Genomic DNA, 18372 nt, shown 5'->3' on the forward strand with positions numbered 1-18372 from the left:
CAGCCGCCTGCAGAGATATTAGAGGAAATCATCCCGTTTAGGGGTAAAGGTGTCGATCAGAATACTGTTATCTTCCAGTGATACCGCGCCGTGCATTTCATTTTTAACCGCACGATAGGCATCCCCTGCTTTCAAAATACGTTTCTGCCCTTCAATTTCTACTTCAAAGCTACCTGCCGCAACATATGCAATCTGGTCATGAATGTCATGCTTGTGCGCCGTCCCTATAGCACCTTTGTCAAAGTGAACACAAACCATCATAAGCTCATCGCTCCAGGTCATCACTTTACGTTTGATGCCATTACCGAGTTCTTCCCACGGCGCTTCGTCATTAATAAAAAACATCTTCATTGTTTCTCCTCATTATTATGCAAAATAGTTTGTGCTGTAGCCGAGTCACAGTTTTACGCTGAATTCAGTTTATTCTACGGGCAAAATCCTCAGTTTGATCATAATTAATCCAAAAATCATGACGCCCCTCAAAAATTAATAAAACATCATTTCATTTTTATTGAATTAACTTCCCGCAAATACTATCATCACCGCATTAAAGAAACACTCAGTCAGAAAATAAACCTACGCACGGGGCATTTTTATTTCAGACCTCATGCAAATTTTCTTAATCTGGCAGGTTATCTGACTTGGGTTACCCCCAAAAGATAGGGTTTTGCAAGAGAGGCACCCACATGCAAGTTCGTCAAAGCATCCATAGTGAGCACGCAAAGCAACTTGATACCGCCGGTCTGCGTCGTGAATTTCTGATCGATAATATTTTTGTCGCAGATGAATACACCATGACCTATAGCCATATTGACCGCATTATTGTCGGGGGCATTTTACCGGTCACCCGCACAGTCAGTATTGGCGATGAAGTGGGCAAGCAATTAGGGGTTAGCTACTTTCTGGAACGTCGGGAATTGGGGGTTATCAATATTGGCGGGCCGGGCCAGATAAGTGTTGATGGGCAAAAGTATGAAATCGGTAACGAAGAAGCCTTGTATGTGGGTAAAGGGGCCAAAGATGTGCAATTTTCTAGCCTCGAGGGGTCGAACCCTGCCAAGTTCTACTACAACTGCGCCCCGGCACACACCACTTATCCAAACAAAATAATCACACAGGCAGATGTCACACCGCAGACCTTGGGTGATAACGCCAGCAGTAACCGCCGCACGATTAATAAATATATTGTGCCGGATGTATTGCCAACCTGCCAACTGACCATGGGACTTACCAAGCTGGCTCCGGGAAACCTCTGGAATACCCTGCCTTGTCATACTCATGACCGTCGCATGGAAGTGTATTTCTACTTTGATATGGACGAAGAAACGGCAGTCTTCCACATGATGGGCCAGGCCCAAGAAACGCGTCATTTGCTGGTTCACAATGAGCAGGCTGTTATTTCACCGAGTTGGTCTATTCATTCGGGTGTCGGCACGAAGCGCTACACCTTCATCTGGGGCATGGTGGGTGAAAACCAAGTCTTCGGTGATATGGACCACATCGCGGTAAGCGAACTGCGCTAACTATTTACCAACAGTGTTAAGCATCACCAACCAAAGCCGTCTTTTGGGCGGTTTATTCCCAATATTATAATCGCGGTAATCATTGACCGCCTAGAGAGAGATGTGAGCTATGATCTTAGATTCCTTTGAGTTAAAGGGCAAAATTGCTCTGGTTACCGGCTGTGACACAGGTTTAGGCCAAGGTATGGCCATCGGTTTGGCTGAAGCGGGTTGTGATATCGTTGGTATAAACATTGTTGAGCCACTGGAAACTATCGAAAAAGTGACTGCATTAGGCCGCCGTTTCTTGAGCCTGACTGCCGACCTGAGCAAAATTGATGCAATCCCTTCCTTACTAGAACGCGCGGTGCAGGAATTTGGTCAAATCGATATTCTGGTCAATAACGCCGGTATCATTCGCCGTGAAGATGCGATCAACTTCAGCGAAAAAGACTGGGACGATGTCATGAACGTTAACATCAAAACCGTGTTCTTTATGTCCCAAGCGGTTGCCAAACAATTCATCAAACAAGGCCACGGCGGCAAAATCATTAACGTTGCCTCAATGCTGTCTTACCAAGGCGGTATCCGCGTCCCTTCTTATACTGCATCGAAAAGTGCGGTTATGGGCGTTACCCGTCTGTTAGCGAACGAATGGGCTAAACACGGCATCAATGTTAACGCGGTAGCGCCGGGTTACATGGCGACCAATAACACCCAGCAATTGCGCAAAGATGAAGAGCGCAGCAAAGAGATCCTTGACCGTATCCCAGCAGGCCGTTGGGGTTTACCTGACGATCTGAAAGGCCCGGTCGTCTTCCTTGCTTCTAAAGCCTCTGATTATATCAGTGGTTACACCATCGCCGTTGATGGCGGTTGGTTAGCGCGCTAATCATCTGATACTAACTAATTTGAGTTAAGGTCTATTTTCTGCAGTTATGCACCTTGAACAACTCAAAATAGCCATGAGGCACAACATAAGTTGTGCCTTTTTTATTAGTTATTTATCAAATAGTTAACAAATAAAATCTGTCTAAAAAATCTGCAAAAACAGTAAAAATAAAAAATTCAAAACAACGTTCCGACTCCGATCACACTTTTGTCATTCGCCCAATGACTCGCCGCCAAATACAAATATAATAGATTGAAACGATGTTTCTATTTATAAGGAACCTTAAACCGGTTCCGTCCTGGCGTTTCGATGATGGGGTTACAGTGATGGATTTTGTAAGCAACATTAAAGGCAGCGATGCAATGATGATTAACTGGCTCAGTGCTATTCGCAGCTATGTTGATTTAGTTCAATCCGTTGGCCACAGCATGCAAAATCCAACCCCACTGCTGGCTGATGGTTTTGATGTTTTAACCCATCAACCGGTCACCTGGAAATTTCCTGATGGTCGCAATACGCCAATATCTAACTTTGCCAGCCAACAGAACTGGTTACGGACATTGGATGCCCTCAGTTTGGTTACCCAAGACCCGCAATATCACCAACAAGCACGGGTGCAAACTCACTATTTCATGCAGCTGGGTGTTCATGACCAAAGCGGATTATTTTACTGGGGTGGCCACCGTTTCCTGAATCTGGATACCCTGGACACTGAAGGCCCTGAGTCAAAAGCACAAGTCCATGAACTGAAACATCACCTGCCCTATTACAACCTGCTGGCTAACGTTGACCGGGAGAAAACGCTTAATTTCCTACAGGGATTTTGGCATGCCCATGTAGAAGACTGGCAAACATTGGATTTGGGCCGTCATGGAAGTTACGACAAAAAACGTGACCCGCATGTTTTCACCCATCAGCGCCATGACGTGGTTAAACCAGAAGCATTGCCACAGTTACCTGAAACCAAAGGCCTGACATTTGTGAATGCAGGCACGGACTTGATTTACGCAGCTTATAAATACGCCGAGTACACTGGCGATATTGCCGCAGCAGCTTGGGGTAAACATCTATACCGTCAATATGTTTTAGCCCGTAATCCAGAAACTGGCTTACCGGTGTATCAGTTCAGTTCACCACAACAGCGCCGCCCCATACCGGCAGATGATAATCAGACCCAATCCTGGTATGGCGATCGTGCCCAACGCCAGTTTGGCCCTGAATTTGGTGAAATTGCTCGCGAAGCCAATGTATTGTTCCGCGACATGCGCCCATTATTGATTGATAACCCATTGGCAATGTTAGATATTTTACGCCAACAGCCCGATACTGAAGTGATGCAATGGGTCATTGATGGATTAAAAAATTACTATCGTTTCGCTTATGACGTCGAAAGCAATACCTTGCGCCCGTTATGGAACGATGGCCAGGACATGAGCGGCTACGTGTTACAACGTGATGGTTATTATGGCGCTAAAGGCACGGTTATATCCCCCTTCCCATTAGAAGTTGATTATCTACTGCCATTGGTTCGCGCCTGGCGCTTAAGTGAAGATGACGAATTATTAGATTTAATCGGTGCATTACTGCATCGCTGGCAGTTAGCAGAATTAAACAAACCAAAACGCCGTGCCGCGCTGGTAGTTGGTAAAAAGCCTGCCGCGACGCCCTCTCTGCTGCTGGCTTTAATTGAACTGGCTGAACATTGCCAATGTGCACAATTATTTGAATTGGCCTGGCAAATGGGCAATGACTTATTTAAACAACATTATCATCGGGGCCTGTTTGTCGAATCAGCACAGCACTGTTATTTCCGAATTGATAATCCAATTGCTTTAGCTTTATTAACTTTAGTGGCTGCTAAACAAAATAAGTTGGCCGCAATTCCTCAATTTATTACCAATGGTGGTTACATACATGGAGATTATCAGGTAAACGGTGAAAGCCGCACCCTGTATGACATCGATTTTATTTATCCGACGCTTTTGAATCAGTAGTTTTTATCTTTCATGTTATTAAAAATAGGTAAGCATTATGAATGAAAACAGAATGCTGGGGTTAGCCTATTTATCACCTTATATTATAGGGTTGATAATATTTACGGCTTTCCCCTTTGTATCATCTTTCTTTCTCAGTTTTACTGAGTATGACTTAATGAACCCTCCCGTTTTTAACGGGATCGAGAATTATCGTCATATGCTGTTGGAAGATGATTTATTCTGGAAATCCATGGGCGTGACATTCGCTTATGTATTTCTGACTATTCCTTTAAAATTAGCATTTGCTCTGGGGATCGCTTTTGTACTGAACTTTAAATTACGCGGTATCGGCCTGTTCCGTACTGCTTTCTATATTCCATCAATTCTCGGCAGCAGCGTTGCAATTGCTGTGTTATGGCGCGCCTTATTTGCCATTGATGGTCTGTTAAACAGCTTTATTGGTGTATTCGGACTTGATGCCATCAACTGGTTGGGAGAACCCGCACTGGCGCTGACATCCGTAACATTATTACGTGTCTGGCAGTTCGGTTCCGCCATGGTTATCTTCCTGGCCGCATTGCAAAACGTACCACAGTCGCAATATGAAGCAGCCATGATTGATGGTGCCTCTAAATGGCAAATGTTTATGAAGGTTACCGTGCCACTGATCACGCCGGTTATTTTCTTTAACTTTATTATGCAAACTACGCAGGCATTCCAAGAATTTACTGCGCCATACGTCATTACTGACGGCGGGCCAACCCATTACACGTATTTATTCTCGCTCTATATTTACGATACCGCGTTTAAATACTTTGATATGGGATACGGCGCTGCACTGGCATGGATATTATTCGTGGTAGTCGCCCTCTTTGCCTCAATTGCATTTAAATCATCTAAATATTGGGTCTTCTACTCCGCCGATAAAGGAGGAAAAAATGACTGACGTACAAAACTCCAACCAGAAGAAATTAGATCTGGCGCAGGATATTGCTGATGCGGAAATTAACCGTACATTACGCAAAGCAAAAGTCAGTGCCATTATCCGCTATGTTGTATTGATTTTTGTCGGCTTATTAATGCTGTACCCATTACTGTGGATGTTCTCCGCAGCCTTTAAACCTAATAACGAAATTTTCACCACATTAGGTTTATTGCCAGAGAACCCAACCAGTGACGGTTTCGTTAACGGCTGGAAAACCGGTACTGAATATAATTTCGGTCATTACATGCTTAACACCTTTAAGTTTGTTATCCCGAAAGTTCTGTTGACTATTATCTCTTCCACTATTGTGGCATATGGTTTTGCCCGCTTTGAGATCCCGTGGAAGAAATTCTGGTTCGCAACATTAATTACCACCATGTTGCTGCCAAGCACCGTGCTTTTGATTCCGCAATACATCATGTTCCGCGAAATGGGCATGTTGAATAGCTATTTACCACTTTATTTACCGACAGCCTTCGCCACCCAAGGATTCTTCGTCTTTATGCTGATTCAGTTCCTGCGTGGTGTACCACGTGACATGGAAGAAGCTGCGCAAATCGACGGATGTAACTCCCTACAGGTGTTGTGGTATGTGGTAGTGCCAATTTTAAAACCGGCCATTATCTCTGTCGCACTGTTCCAGTTCATGTGGTCAATGAACGACTTTATCGGCCCACTGATTTATGTCTACAGCGTAGATAAGTACCCGATTGCGCTGGCATTGAAGATGTCAATTGACGTGACCGAAGGCGCACCTTGGAACGAAATTCTGGCAATGGCAAGCATCTCCATTCTGCCGTCCATCATTGTTTTCTTCCTGGCTCAACGCTACTTCGTGCAAGGCGTAACCAGCAGCGGAATTAAAGGTTAATAGAGGATTTATCATGGCTGAAGTCATTTTCAATAAATTAGGCAAAGTTTACTCCAACGGTTTCCGCGCGGTTCATGGCATTGATCTGAAAATTCATGACGGCGAGTTTATGGTTATTGTTGGCCCATCAGGCTGTGCTAAATCCACCACCCTGCGCATGCTGGCAGGCCTGGAAACCATCAGTGATGGTGAAGTTCGAATTGGTGATCGGGTCGTCAATAACCTGGCACCAAAATCTCGTGGTATTGCCATGGTGTTCCAGAACTATGCGTTATATCCCCATATGACCGTTAAAGAAAATCTGGCCTTTGGTTTGAAGTTAAGCAAACTGCCAAAAGACCAAATTGAAATGCAAGTTGCTGAAGCAGCTAAGATTTTGGAATTAGAAGACCTGCTAGACCGCTTACCACGCCAGTTATCTGGTGGACAGGCACAGCGTGTTGCTGTTGGCCGTGCCATTGTCAAAAAACCTGATGTATTTTTGTTTGATGAACCCTTATCAAACCTGGATGCCAAGCTACGTGCATCAATGCGTATCCGCATCTCCGATTTACATAAGCAGTTGAAAAAGAGTGGTAAAGCAGCCACCACTGTTTACGTAACCCACGATCAGACCGAAGCCATGACGATGGGTGACCGTATCTGTGTGATGAAACTGGGTCACATTATGCAAGTTGATACCCCAGATAATCTCTACCACTACCCTATCAATATGTTTGTTGCCGGTTTTATCGGCGCGCCGGAAATGAATATCAAACCGAGCATGCTGGTAGAAAAAGAAGGGAAAATTGGCCTGACCGTTGGCCAATACACTTTGGTATTAAATGATAGACAGCAGGCTAAAGTTGCCGCCCACGCCGGGGAAAAAGTGTTCTTTGGTGTACGTCCTGAATTCGTCAGCATGTCCTTGCAGCCATTCGCTGAAAACCATTCGCAAGGTGAATTAGTGCGAGTGGAAAACATGGGGCACGAATTCTTCATGTATATCAAGGTTGACGACTTTGAATTGACTTGCCGTTTACCCTCTGATGAAGCAAGACCCATTATTGATAATGGTCTGCATCGCACGGTGTACTTCCAATTTGATATGGATAAATGCCATATCTTTGATGCTAAAACAGAAAAAAATATCTCTCTTTAACAGGAGCAGTACCTAATGAAAAAAGCGATCCTACACACGCTGATAGCCTCAACTCTGGCATTATTATCACATCAGGCCTTTGCGCAGGATGATGTAACCCTGCGCATGTCTTGGTGGGGGGGCAATGGTCGTCATCAAATGACCCTTAAAGCCCTGGAAGAATTTCACAAGCAGAACCCAAATATTAATGTTAAAGCAGAATATACCGGTTGGGATGGCCACCTTTCCCGTCTGACCACTCAGATTGCGGGCGGAACTGAACCCGATGTTATGCAAACTAACTGGAACTGGTTGCCAATTTTCTCCAAAGACGGCACTGGCTTCGTTGATTTAAATACCGTATCAGATCAAATTGATTTGTCTCAGTTCAATCCTAAAGAACTGGAACAAACAACTGTTAATGGTAAATTAAATGGTATTCCAATTTCAGTTACTGCACGTATTTTCTATCTCAATGATGATACATGGGCTAAAGCCGGTTTAGAGTATCCAAAAAATTGGGATGAATTACTTAATGCCGGTAAAGTATTTAAAGAAAAACTGGGTGACCAATATTACCCACTCGTATTAGAGCACCAAGATACTTTGGCATTAATTCGCTCTTATATGACCCAGAAATACAATACACCGACGATTGATGAAGCTAATAAGAAATTTGCTTATACACCAGAGCAATGGGTTGAATTCTTTACTCTGTATAAGACAATGGTTGATAACCATGTAATGCCTTCCACTAAATACTATGCATCATTCGGCAAGAGTAACATGTACGAAATGAAGCCATGGATTAATGGTGAATGGGCAGGGACTTATATGTGGAACTCCACCATAACTAAGTATTCGGACAACCTGACCAAACCAGCAAAACTGGTGCTTGGCCCTTATCCGATGTTGCCGGGTGCGCAAGATGCAGGTCTGTTCTTTAAACCGGCTCAAATGCTTTCTATTGGTAAATCAACTAAATACCCGAAAGAAAGTGCCATGCTGATCAACTTCCTGCTGAACAGCAAAGAAGGTATTGATGCTATGGGCCTGGAACGTGGTGTTCCTCTGAGTGCAGCTGCTGTGACCCAGTTACGTGCCAGCGGTGTAATTAAAGATGAAGATCCTTCTGTTGCTGGCTTAAATATGGCGCTGGAATTGCCACATAAAATGACCACTTCGCCTTACTTTGATGACCCGCAAATCGTTTCACTGTTCCGCGACGCCATTCAGTACATCGATTATGGTCAAAAGTCTGTTGAAGAATCTGCGGCATACTTTAATCAGCAAGGTGACCGTATTTTAAAACGTGCAATGCGTTAATAATATAATTTATATTAATTTAACTTATGTCGAAATTAAACCCTGCCATTAATTTGGCAGGGTTGTTTTTTTGTAAATAATTAAAATAATAACCAACCAGACCGACATCACAAATTAATATTTGTTTAAAAAATTAATCATCAACAAAGATCTAGATCACATAATTATTTATAAAAATAAATAGAATGTACATCCACAGCAAATGAAACATTGTTCCTTTATTCGTGAAATTGTTTTCCAGTCGTATGTTGAATTTTATAATTTTGTTAATAACTGTTGATTTAAATAACCGTAACTCTGGGATTATATAAAAATGAAAATTAAATTACTTACTCTGGCAGTGGCATCTGTAATCAGTTTCAGCTCTATTGCGACAACAATTGATTACCGACATGAAATGAAAGACACCAGTAAATCTGATCATAAAGACCGTTTGCTGTTCTCTAACCGTTTTGCGAATGGTTTTGGTCTGTCTTTAGAAGGGAAATGGGGCCAGCACAGCTCTGATACTACGCCAAATAAACCTTTCAATGAGCAAGTAAGTAACGGTACCGAAGTGGTTGCCAGCTATGTTTACCAATTCAGTAAAACATTCTCACTGGAGCCAGGTTTCTCATTAGAGTCCTCTTCTGACTCCAACAATTACCGCCCTTACCTGCGCGGAAAAGTAGCCTTCACTGATGATTTCTCCACCTCTCTGCGTTACCGCCCATATTACAAACGCAACCAACCCGCTCAGACCAAATCTACCGAGAAAGGCCATGAGTTCACCATGTTGTTTGCCTATAACTTCCTGAAAAACTATTCAGCTGAATATGAGTTGAACTACAAGAAGTCAGAAGACGAAATTCTGGCAAATAAAGAAAAAGAAGAATGGAGCCATGACCTGAAGATTGCTTACAAGTGGGATAAAAACTGGAAACCTTATGCGGCGATCGGTAACGTTGCTGGCAGCAAAACAACTGACGAACGTCAAACTCGTTACCGTGTCGGTGTGCAGTACAGCTTCTAATTATTAGTACATCGTGATTAATACGTAGTTATTAGTACCCTCATCATTATTTATTAAATTATGTCTTACCCGTATTACTTTGGGGAAAAGTTGACTCCCAGTCACTTTTCCCCATTTTTTGACTTAACGACAACCCACTCACCTACCGCCCATCCCTCTTATTTCTTCCTGATATTTCAACCTAATACCTGATATCACCGTTCTGAATACTCATGTGATACTCATCACTCACAGCCAGTGAAAAATGAGACATTTAGTTACAGCGTAACGGCTATTCATGACAAGATAAATCTCATATACTGGATAAATCAACAGCTACAGATTCGGAATTCAAGTATGACAGGGGAAGGACACCTTATTTTTTCTGTCGCCTGCGTTATTTTTGCCAAAAAAGTCGGACTTACACCTGAACTGGCACATGGCGATTGGTGGCATGTTATCCCTGGCGCCCTGCTAACATCGCTACTGCCGGACATTGACCACCCAAAGTCTATTCTGGGCCAGCGGCTAAGGTGGATATCAACCCCTATTGCCCGCGCATTTGGTCATCGCGGCTTTACCCATAGTCTGTTGGCGGTGATAGGTGGCATTGCCCTATTCCAAATGGATGTTTCGCGGGAATGGATTATTCCAGCCGATGTATTTCATGCGATGATTGTTGGCTATTTCAGCCATCTATTGGCCGATATGATAACACCCGCTGGAGTCCCCCTTTTATGGCCCTGTCGCTGGCGTTTTACTGTGCCAATATTACGCCCACAAAAAGGCAACCAACTGGAGCGTGTATTATGTGTGCTATTAGTCTGTTTTTCAGTCTATTGGCAAACTGACACCACTATTCCACTGTTATCCTATATGGAGCAATTGAAAAATTTTAGACTTTGATCACACTTATTTGAGTAAATAATAATCAATTTGTATGTGTTTAATACAAATCATGGCAAAAGCTTATATACCATTCTTTTTGGATATAAGTGGATGCTGTGAGGAGCTGCTAACATACGCGGCTAATTGCATCATTGGCTGTGTCTGGCGGCGATATTTTCTATAAAAATAGCAGCAGAATACCTCGCCAGTATTTAAATAATAATTTGGAGATTTGGGGATGAACCTACCGCTTGTGATTAACGTGCTGGTATTTGTAGCACTGCTATTACTGTTGGCACAAACCCGACATAAACAATGGAGCCTGGCCAAAAAAGTCTTGGCCGGCTTGGCGCTGGGCGTCGTCTTTGGGTTGGGTTTGCAATGGGTTTACGGCGCAGACAACCCGGTGCTCAAAGAATCTATCACTTGGTTTAATATTGTCGGTAATGGTTATGTGCAATTGCTGCAAATGATTGTTATGCCGCTGGTATTCGCCTCAATTTTAAGTGCGGTATCCAAACTGCATAACGCCTCTTCGCTTGGCAAGATAAGCGTTTTGACCATCGGCACCTTGCTATTCACCACATTAATTGCTGCGTTGGTCGGGGTTTTGGTCACCAACCTGTTTGGCTTAACTGCCGAGGGCTTGGTTCAAGGGACACAAGAATCAGCACGTTTGAGTGCCATTGAAAGCAATTATATTGGCAAAGTCACTGACTTAACTGTGCCGCAGATGATTCTGTCCTTTATTCCTAAAAATCCGTTCGCCGATTTAACCGGTGCTAGCCCAACATCTATCATCAGCGTGGTCATTTTTGCCACTTTCCTTGGCATCGCCTCACTGCAATTACTGAAAGACGATGTGGCGAAAGGTCAGCGCGTACAGGTTGCTATCGACACCCTGCAAGCCTGGGTAATGAAATTAGTGCGCCTGGTCATGAAATTGACCCCTTACGGCGTATTAGCATTAATGACCAAAGTGGTTGCTGGCTCTAATATTCAAGACATTATTAAGTTGGGTAACTTTGTAGTGGCATCCTATGTCGGTCTGGCCATTATGTTTGTCGTGCATGCTGTACTGCTGTCTTTCACCGGCATCAACCCGTTGAAATTCTTCCGTAAAGTATGGCCGGTACTCACATTTGCTTTTACCAGCCGCTCCAGTGCTGCCAGTATTCCGCTGAACGTCGAAGCACAAACCCGCCGTCTGGGTGTACCTGAGTCTATCGCCAGCTTCTCAGCATCCTTTGGTGCCACTATCGGCCAGAATGGCTGTGCGGGGCTTTACCCTGCCATGTTGGCAGTCATGGTCGCGCCAACCGTTGGCATTAACCCACTGGATCCTATATGGATTGCAACACTGGTCGGAATTGTCACCATTAGCTCAGCCGGTGTTGCTGGTGTCGGTGGTGGTGCCACTTTTGCCGCGCTGATTGTTCTGCCCGCGATGGGCTTACCCGTGACTCTGGTAGCCTTACTAATCTCTGTAGAACCCTTAATTGATATGGGCCGCACAGCATTGAACGTCAGTGGCTCGATGACTGCTGGGACAATTACCAGTCAATTGATGAAACAAACAGACAAAGAAATTCTTAACAATGATGATGATGGCGATTTAGCCCATCAGTAAATGCCGCAGATTGTAACCTAAGTGGTGTTCCAATAAAGCCCGTCATAATGACGGGCTTTATCATTTCAGACCTTCGCCTATTATCTTTTGCTCAGTGGCTAGAGTTGGGGGCGATATTTTTCAACTAATGCTAACGCAATAGCTTCCGTTTCTACATCGGGTTCGCCACTGAAATCCTGCGCCCTGAAATGCATCTGAAATGCTTTAATAACCTGTCGCGTTTCACTATCCAGTCTACCGCTCTGTGGTATTTGGTAGCCATAGCGCGCCAATGTTTGCTGAATAATACTTACAGAGGCACCATCTTGCTTATTTCGGCCATTAATATATTTATTGACCGTCGCGTCATCTGGCCATGCACCGACACCCTGTTGCGCCAGACGTTGCCACGGGAATAATGGGCCAGGATCAGATTTTCTTAATGGAGCAATATCGCTGTGGGCAACAACATCAGCAGGATTTATATTATAACGCTCAACAATGTCCTTAGTGAGCCGCTCAATCAATTTAATCTGTGATTCATTGTACGGGTACCACTGCCGGTATAACATCCTCTTAGTGAAGCCCTTATTGACGATTTCAATCCCTATTGAAGTATCATTAAGGCCAGTATGCCCTTGCCAATAACTGACACCGGCATGCCAGGCGCGTTGCGACTCAGGAACCAATTGCAAGACAATAGGCTTACCATCAAGATGGTGTGGATGGGTTTTTACCAAATAATGGGCGCTAACATCCCCTTGCGTCAGCAATCTCAATGATTCAACATCATTTGTTGCGGTATAATGCAAAACTAAAAATTTCACGCGTGTATTTTGCGCCACAGAAGGTGTTGCGGTATCAATTTTATAATCACCGCGATCAATCAATTCATGCGGTTTACCACTACGGGGAGTGCTGCACCCCGCCAACAGTAATATTAATCCCGCGCTTAATAACGTCCTCATCATCCTACTCCCTATAATTATGCTTAAGCACAGTTATAGTGAACTAATTGAATTAAATGGACTGTAAACAATACATTTAAATAATAACGCAGAAAATAGAATACATCTTATACCAAGAAATGCACTGATATTGCCGCTATATGGGGCGGCTTGAAAATAAAAAACGGCACCTGACAACAGGCACCGTTTAAGATAGAAAGGGATAAATAGTTATAATTAACAGATATTTATAAATATCCAATAATTATACAGTATTTACCCTAGTGAATTATTTCCTTAAAAAGGATATTCGCGATAGCCCATCTGCTCAGAAATATTACGCGCCGCACGATGTAACGATTTTACAATCTCACTCTTATTGTCTTCAGAGAAACGTAATGTCGGATATGAAATACTTAATCCAGCAATTACAACACCAAAACGGTCGAAAACAGGCACGGCGATGCAACGCAAACCTTCTTCTTGCTCTTCGATATCTTCGCCAAAACCTTGTTCACGAACCAAATCTAACACTGGCAACAATTCTGCAGCGCTACCCAACGTATGCTTAGTACTACGGGTAAACTCGATATGAGACAAGATTTCTTCTACTTCACCACGGTCACGCCACGCCAGCAGCACTTTACCAATCGCAGTACTGTGCAGTGGATTACGACGCCCAATACGGGAATGCATCCGCAGGTTATACATAGAATCAATTTTATGGATATAAACAATGCTGTCTTCGTCCAATGCACCCAAGTGAATAGTTTCACGAGTTTCATTAGATAATTCGCGCATCTGTATATCTGCACTGCGGATCAAATCGACATTCTGTAACGCTTTAGCCCCCAGCTCAAACAACTTCAACGTGAGGGAGTATTTCTCTGATTCGCCTTCCTGTGCCACATAGCCCAAAGACTTCATCGTTTGAAGGAAGCGGTACACAGTACTCTTAGGCATCATTACACGTTGAGAAAGCTCGGTAATACCAATTTCCCGCTCCTCACCCAATGCTTGTAAGATGCCAAAAACTTTCAGAACCGACGATACAGAGTCGGGCTGTTTATCTAAATCTGCAATAGCCATTTTTGGGTTACCCTACTCAGTTTTCTGTGTTTTATAAAACAATATGTTTTAAAAAAAATAGAACAGTGGTTTTATTATAAAGGTAAGTCGTAAGACTGTGCAATAAACCAATGTGAATAATCGGATAAAAGCTTTGCAGACAGCAAATTAGCCTCTTTCCATAAAAGAGGCTAGTGCAAAACTCAACTATTGCCAGACAGATTCAGGTAATGTGACTAAATACAGTGCCGGTTTGCCATGAACATCTGATGTGAACAAAATTTGCTTATCATCAGGTGTAAAGGAAGGATGGGGATGTGTCACCTGGCGGTCACCTTCAAACACTTTCCATGAAGTATCGTGGCGAGCAACTTGATGTTGAGTCCCATTCTTCATATTGAAAACATACAGAAAAGGATCATTTTCGATCTTATAACCACTGTCATCCTGCACATCTACTGGCGCATCAGAACCATCACCCACCATCAGACTGCCGTCATAGTTGCTCATCAGGTGAGAGCAAGCTGGCATGGAGGTCAATTGGCGGTTTTCCAGTGTCTCTGGGTCTGCACTGTAAATAAAGCGATCTGGGCTCGCTTTCATATAAGAAACATACACTAAGGCCGAGCCATCTGGCACCCAGAATTCATGAGTGCAGCTTTCACCTTCAGCATGCGTTTTCACCTTGCGCATATTACTGCCATCTTCATTAATTAGCCACATACGCGCATCAACCAAATCGTGTGGGCCTTCATGGCAGAACGCCACTGTACTGTCATCATAAGGGCGATAAATTGGATGACCAAGCCACTGATTCTCTTGCAAAATAACCGTTGATTCACCCGTTTTCAGATCAACACGCATCAGACGACAGCAAGGTTTAGTGAAATAGAACTCATGGAATTTCTTCCAATCAGTCAATGGCTGCCAGTCTTCACGTTTAATTTCAATGCCGACTAACTTGGTACAATCTGAGTTTGCCACCCAAGTACCGTAACCCACCCACTCTTCCGGCACCTGATAAACCACGTTTTCTGCCAAAGAGGCTAAATCGACGCGCATCAGATTGCGGCCCTCTTTCACATAGAACAACGCGTCATCATCTGGTGATAAGAACCCCCCAAAAGTATTGTCACCATGCCCTTCTGTCAACTGTGTTGCCACCTGGGTATTGAGATCCAACAAATAGTAGTTCCACGGGCCATCAAAAGCGCCACCAAACAACAACTTGCTGCCATCACGGGTGAAACATTTTTGATAGAAATAGTTACGGTGGCAAGTCACATCAGGTGGCGTTAGCCGTGTCACTTGAGCACCGGTAGAGGCATCCTGATAAGTATGAAATGTCAGGGGGATTTGTTTACCTTTGGCCATCCGGAAAGTCCTTAAAATCATCAGATAATTAAAATTTGCCCACAAGGGGAACCCGTTAGGCTAATACTACCTCAAATTATAGAAACGATGTTTCATTTTTACGTGATCGCGGTTCTGTTTTTACTGATTTACCCAAAATACGGTGCTTATCAGACTGTTAATTTGGTTCGAAGGAATACCTTCACCTTTGATAGCGCCAATACTCGTGTTTTATAAATAACCCAGTCCACAGGGATGCATTCAGACACAATAATGGTTAGCATAGAAAAATTCGCCTACCTGATTATTTTTACAGATAAAACCTATGAACCCAGCAGCAACCGATGGAATGCCGGTTCCTCAGCGCTATGCCGCAATACTGGTTATTGCTTTAGGCATTACCATAGCCGTGTTGGACGGGACAATTGCCAACGTCGCACTGCCCACGATTGCCCGTGACCTAAATGCCAGCCCGGCGACCTCCATCTGGGTCGTCAATGCTTATCAGCTCGCCATTACCGTATCTTTACTCTCGATGGCCTCACTGGGGGACATTATCGGCTATCGGCGGGTGTATCAGGCCGGTTTACTGGTATTTAGTGTAACTTCACTGTTTTGCGCCCTGTCAGATTCCTTATGGACACTGACATTTGCCCGCGTGCTACAAGGATTTGGCGCGGCGGCATTGATGAGTGTGAATACGGCCCTAATACGTATTATTTATCCTCGAGCACAGTTAGGGCGTGGCATTGGCATCAACTCATTAATTGTGGCAGTTTCGGCGGCGGCTGGGCCAACCATCGCCGCCGCCATATTGTCCGTTGCATCCTGGCAGTGGCTATTTGCTATTAACGTGCCAATTGGGTTACTGGCATGGGGGTTGGGCATGAAGTTCCTACCCGCTAATAATATGAAGAGCAATGGTAATAGCTTCGATTTCACCAGCTGTATAATGAATGCGCTGACATTTGGGTTACTTATCACGGCCATCAGTGGTTTTGCTCAAGGGCAAAGCCCAACACTGATTGCAGCCGAAGTGATTGCATTACTGTTGATTGGCTTCTTCTTTGTACGCCGCCAACTTAAGCAGCCGTTTCCTTTACTGCCCGTCGATTTGCTGCGTATTCCTATTTTCGCCTTATCGATCGGCACCTCAATTTGTTCTTTTGCGGCGCAAATGCTGGCCATGGTTTCACTGCCATTCTTTTTACAAAGCGTCTTGGGCCGTGATGAAGTCGCCACTGGATTACTGCTAACCCCCTGGCCGCTCGCCACTATGGTTGTGGCCCCTATTGCGGGCAGACTCATTGAACGTTACCACGCAGGATTATTGGGCGGCATTGGCCTGGCTGTTTTTGCCAGTGGTTTATTCCTGTTGGCTTTATTACCTGCCAACCCAAGTGATATTGATATTATCTGGCGAATGATACTCTGTGGTGCCGGCTTTGGTCTGTTCCAGTCCCCCAATAACCACACCATTATTTCTGCCGCCCCGCAACAGCGCAGCGGGGGTGCCAGTGGCATGCTGGGCACTGCACGTCTATTGGGCCAGACATCAGGGGCAGCACTGGTTGCATTAATGTTTAACTTGTTTTCAACCAATGGAACCCACGCATCACTGATTTTGGCTGGCTGCTTTGCCAGTATCGCCGCCTTGGTCAGTGTGCTGCGCGTCAGCCAAAAACGCAGTTAGCCTTATAATTGCCACAACATTATTACGCCCCCGCTCAGCGGGGGTTTTGTTGGCGCTTTAAAATTGTTATTCATGTAATTATTGTTATTCATGTAATTATCCCTGCAGTTTGGCCAATAGCCGAATCTCGTGTAGAGAAATAACCCAAACTGATTAATCAAAAAATATAATGTAGTGAATAAATAACAATGTAATATGCGAATTACCGATGTAATTGATGAAAATAATAGACATGACAAATCATACCAAATACAAGATTACTCAATATCAATCACAGCTTACTAATATACTTATGGCAAACCTCTGTTAACCCCTATTTCAGATCTTGTTTTTCATTATCTTTAGTATTTTTCCGAAACTAATCGTTTTGCTGCCGACTTTAACCATTCCTTCTTCGGGTAAATAACTGAATTTAACATACAGTATTTGCCCGCTTTCTTTTTGCTTTTTATTTAATTGATGCAAGGCGTCATATAACTCTTTAAGGTCACCTGGGATACCTGCAGCATCGGTAATGAGAGTTCCAACAGGTAAAAACTTCTGTACCTGTCCAACTGACTGCATTAACACATCATTGAGTGGGAATAAGCCCGTAAACCGCTGGTGAGCCACATAAGGCGCAATACCCATATAGATATCAGGGAGCTCAGGGATATGATTTTCAATGCCACTGGTTTCATTGCTTAGCAGAAACGCCATAATTTCAACCGCTGTCCCCACCAACACCAACGGTTTAGTCCCCGCGCCTTTTTCAGAAAAAACATATTCGTGGTTAGAATCTTTAATCGCTTTTTGCAATTCACCACGATCGACTATCAGGCTGTAATATTTCCCATTTTTAATTTCCGGGACAGGCTCTCGCCACATATTCGCTGCAGTAGAAAGAGGAATACTTACCCCTATAATACTTATTATGAACAGTATTGATGATGACATTATTTTCAGCATAATTAATCCATATTTAATAAATAAACACATTCTTCCATAAATGAAATAAACGTATTTAATCAAGGTTGAGAGAAATAATATCACCAAACCTCAGACTCAACGACATGATAGCCAAATAGAATGATTTTCATACTATTTTCTGTCACTAAATCCTGATTAATCATTATAAATAAGGGGAGAAAGGATTTTTTATTTGCGGAAAT

General features: G+C 43.7%; 16 protein-coding genes. 11 read left to right on the forward strand and 5 right to left on the reverse strand.

Annotated features, from left to right (window positions below; all coding sequences use genetic code 11):
* Positions 1–18 precede the first annotated feature (18 nt).
* Complete coding sequence (locus YROHD0001_RS16190; protein ID WP_032815897.1) at positions 19–351, reverse strand: cupin domain-containing protein; 333 nt, start codon at positions 349–351, stop codon at positions 19–21.
* Between the two features lie 335 nt (positions 352–686).
* Here YROHD0001_RS16190 and kduI point away from each other — a divergent pair, with 335 nt between their 5' ends.
* The 10 genes from kduI to YROHD0001_RS16140 all read left to right on the forward strand — a co-directional run bounded on the left by kduI (position 687) and on the right by YROHD0001_RS16140 (position 12181).
* Positions 687–1523, forward strand: coding sequence for a 5-dehydro-4-deoxy-D-glucuronate isomerase (kduI, locus tag YROHD0001_RS16185; protein WP_004713043.1), 837 nt, complete (start codon positions 687–689; stop codon positions 1521–1523).
* Positions 1524–1632: 109 nt separating this feature from the next.
* On the forward strand, positions 1633–2394 hold the full coding sequence (gene kduD / locus YROHD0001_RS16180; RefSeq protein ID WP_004713044.1) for a 2-dehydro-3-deoxy-D-gluconate 5-dehydrogenase KduD: 762 nt from the start codon (positions 1633–1635) through the stop codon (positions 2392–2394).
* Positions 2395–2720: 326 nt separating this feature from the next.
* Positions 2721–4388 (forward strand): pectate disaccharide-lyase, encoded by a 1668-nt coding sequence (locus YROHD0001_RS16175; RefSeq protein ID WP_004713045.1) that lies wholly within the window; start codon positions 2721–2723, stop codon positions 4386–4388.
* Positions 4389–4425: 37 nt separating this feature from the next.
* The gene (locus YROHD0001_RS16170; protein WP_004713046.1) at positions 4426–5316 is read left to right on the forward strand and encodes a carbohydrate ABC transporter permease; all 891 of its coding nucleotides are present in this window, start codon (positions 4426–4428) and stop codon (positions 5314–5316) included.
* A complete protein-coding gene (locus YROHD0001_RS16165; RefSeq protein WP_032815899.1) occupies positions 5309–6226 on the forward strand; it encodes a carbohydrate ABC transporter permease in 918 nt (305 codons plus the stop codon). Before YROHD0001_RS16170 ends, YROHD0001_RS16165 begins: the two co-directional genes overlap by 8 nt.
* A 13-nt stretch (positions 6227–6239) precedes the next feature.
* Positions 6240–7367 (forward strand): ABC transporter ATP-binding protein, encoded by a 1128-nt coding sequence (locus tag YROHD0001_RS16160; protein WP_004713048.1) that lies wholly within the window; start codon positions 6240–6242, stop codon positions 7365–7367.
* 15 nt (positions 7368–7382) lie between these two features.
* Positions 7383–8672, forward strand: coding sequence for an ABC transporter substrate-binding protein (locus YROHD0001_RS16155; protein WP_004713049.1), 1290 nt, complete (start codon positions 7383–7385; stop codon positions 8670–8672).
* 313 nt (positions 8673–8985) lie between these two features.
* Complete coding sequence (locus tag YROHD0001_RS16150; RefSeq protein WP_004713050.1) at positions 8986–9684, forward strand: oligogalacturonate-specific porin KdgM family protein; 699 nt, start codon at positions 8986–8988, stop codon at positions 9682–9684.
* A gap of 336 nt (positions 9685–10020) precedes the next feature.
* Complete coding sequence (locus tag YROHD0001_RS16145; RefSeq protein ID WP_004713051.1) at positions 10021–10569, forward strand: metal-dependent hydrolase; 549 nt, start codon at positions 10021–10023, stop codon at positions 10567–10569.
* Between the two features lie 220 nt (positions 10570–10789).
* A complete protein-coding gene (locus YROHD0001_RS16140; RefSeq protein ID WP_032815901.1) occupies positions 10790–12181 on the forward strand; it encodes an L-cystine transporter in 1392 nt (463 codons plus the stop codon).
* Positions 12182–12279: 98 nt separating this feature from the next.
* Here the strand turns inward: YROHD0001_RS16140 and YROHD0001_RS16135 are convergent, their stop codons facing one another.
* The 3 genes from YROHD0001_RS16135 to ogl form a co-directional block, all read right to left on the reverse strand.
* Complete coding sequence (locus YROHD0001_RS16135) at positions 12280–13128, reverse strand: N-acetylmuramoyl-L-alanine amidase (RefSeq protein ID WP_032815902.1); 849 nt, start codon at positions 13126–13128, stop codon at positions 12280–12282.
* 276 nt (positions 13129–13404) lie between these two features.
* Positions 13405–14196 (reverse strand): DNA-binding transcriptional regulator KdgR, encoded by a 792-nt coding sequence (kdgR, locus tag YROHD0001_RS16130; protein ID WP_004713054.1) that lies wholly within the window; start codon positions 14194–14196, stop codon positions 13405–13407.
* 186 nt (positions 14197–14382) lie between these two features.
* Positions 14383–15549, reverse strand: a complete 1167-nt coding sequence (gene ogl / locus YROHD0001_RS16125) for an oligogalacturonate lyase (protein WP_004713055.1) — start codon at positions 15547–15549, stop codon at positions 14383–14385.
* Between the two features lie 304 nt (positions 15550–15853).
* Between ogl and YROHD0001_RS16120 the strand changes: the two genes are divergently transcribed.
* The gene (locus tag YROHD0001_RS16120) at positions 15854–17221 is read left to right on the forward strand and encodes an MFS transporter (RefSeq protein WP_004713057.1); all 1368 of its coding nucleotides are present in this window, start codon (positions 15854–15856) and stop codon (positions 17219–17221) included.
* Positions 17222–17539: 318 nt separating this feature from the next.
* Here the strand turns inward: YROHD0001_RS16120 and YROHD0001_RS16115 are convergent, their stop codons facing one another.
* Positions 17540–18169, reverse strand: a complete 630-nt coding sequence (locus tag YROHD0001_RS16115; RefSeq protein WP_032816039.1) for a hypothetical protein — start codon at positions 18167–18169, stop codon at positions 17540–17542.
* Positions 18170–18372 lie beyond the last annotated feature (203 nt).

It is taken from the genome of Yersinia rohdei ATCC 43380 (assembly GCF_000173775.1).
Lineage (GTDB): Bacteria > Pseudomonadota > Gammaproteobacteria > Enterobacterales > Enterobacteriaceae > Yersinia > Yersinia rohdei.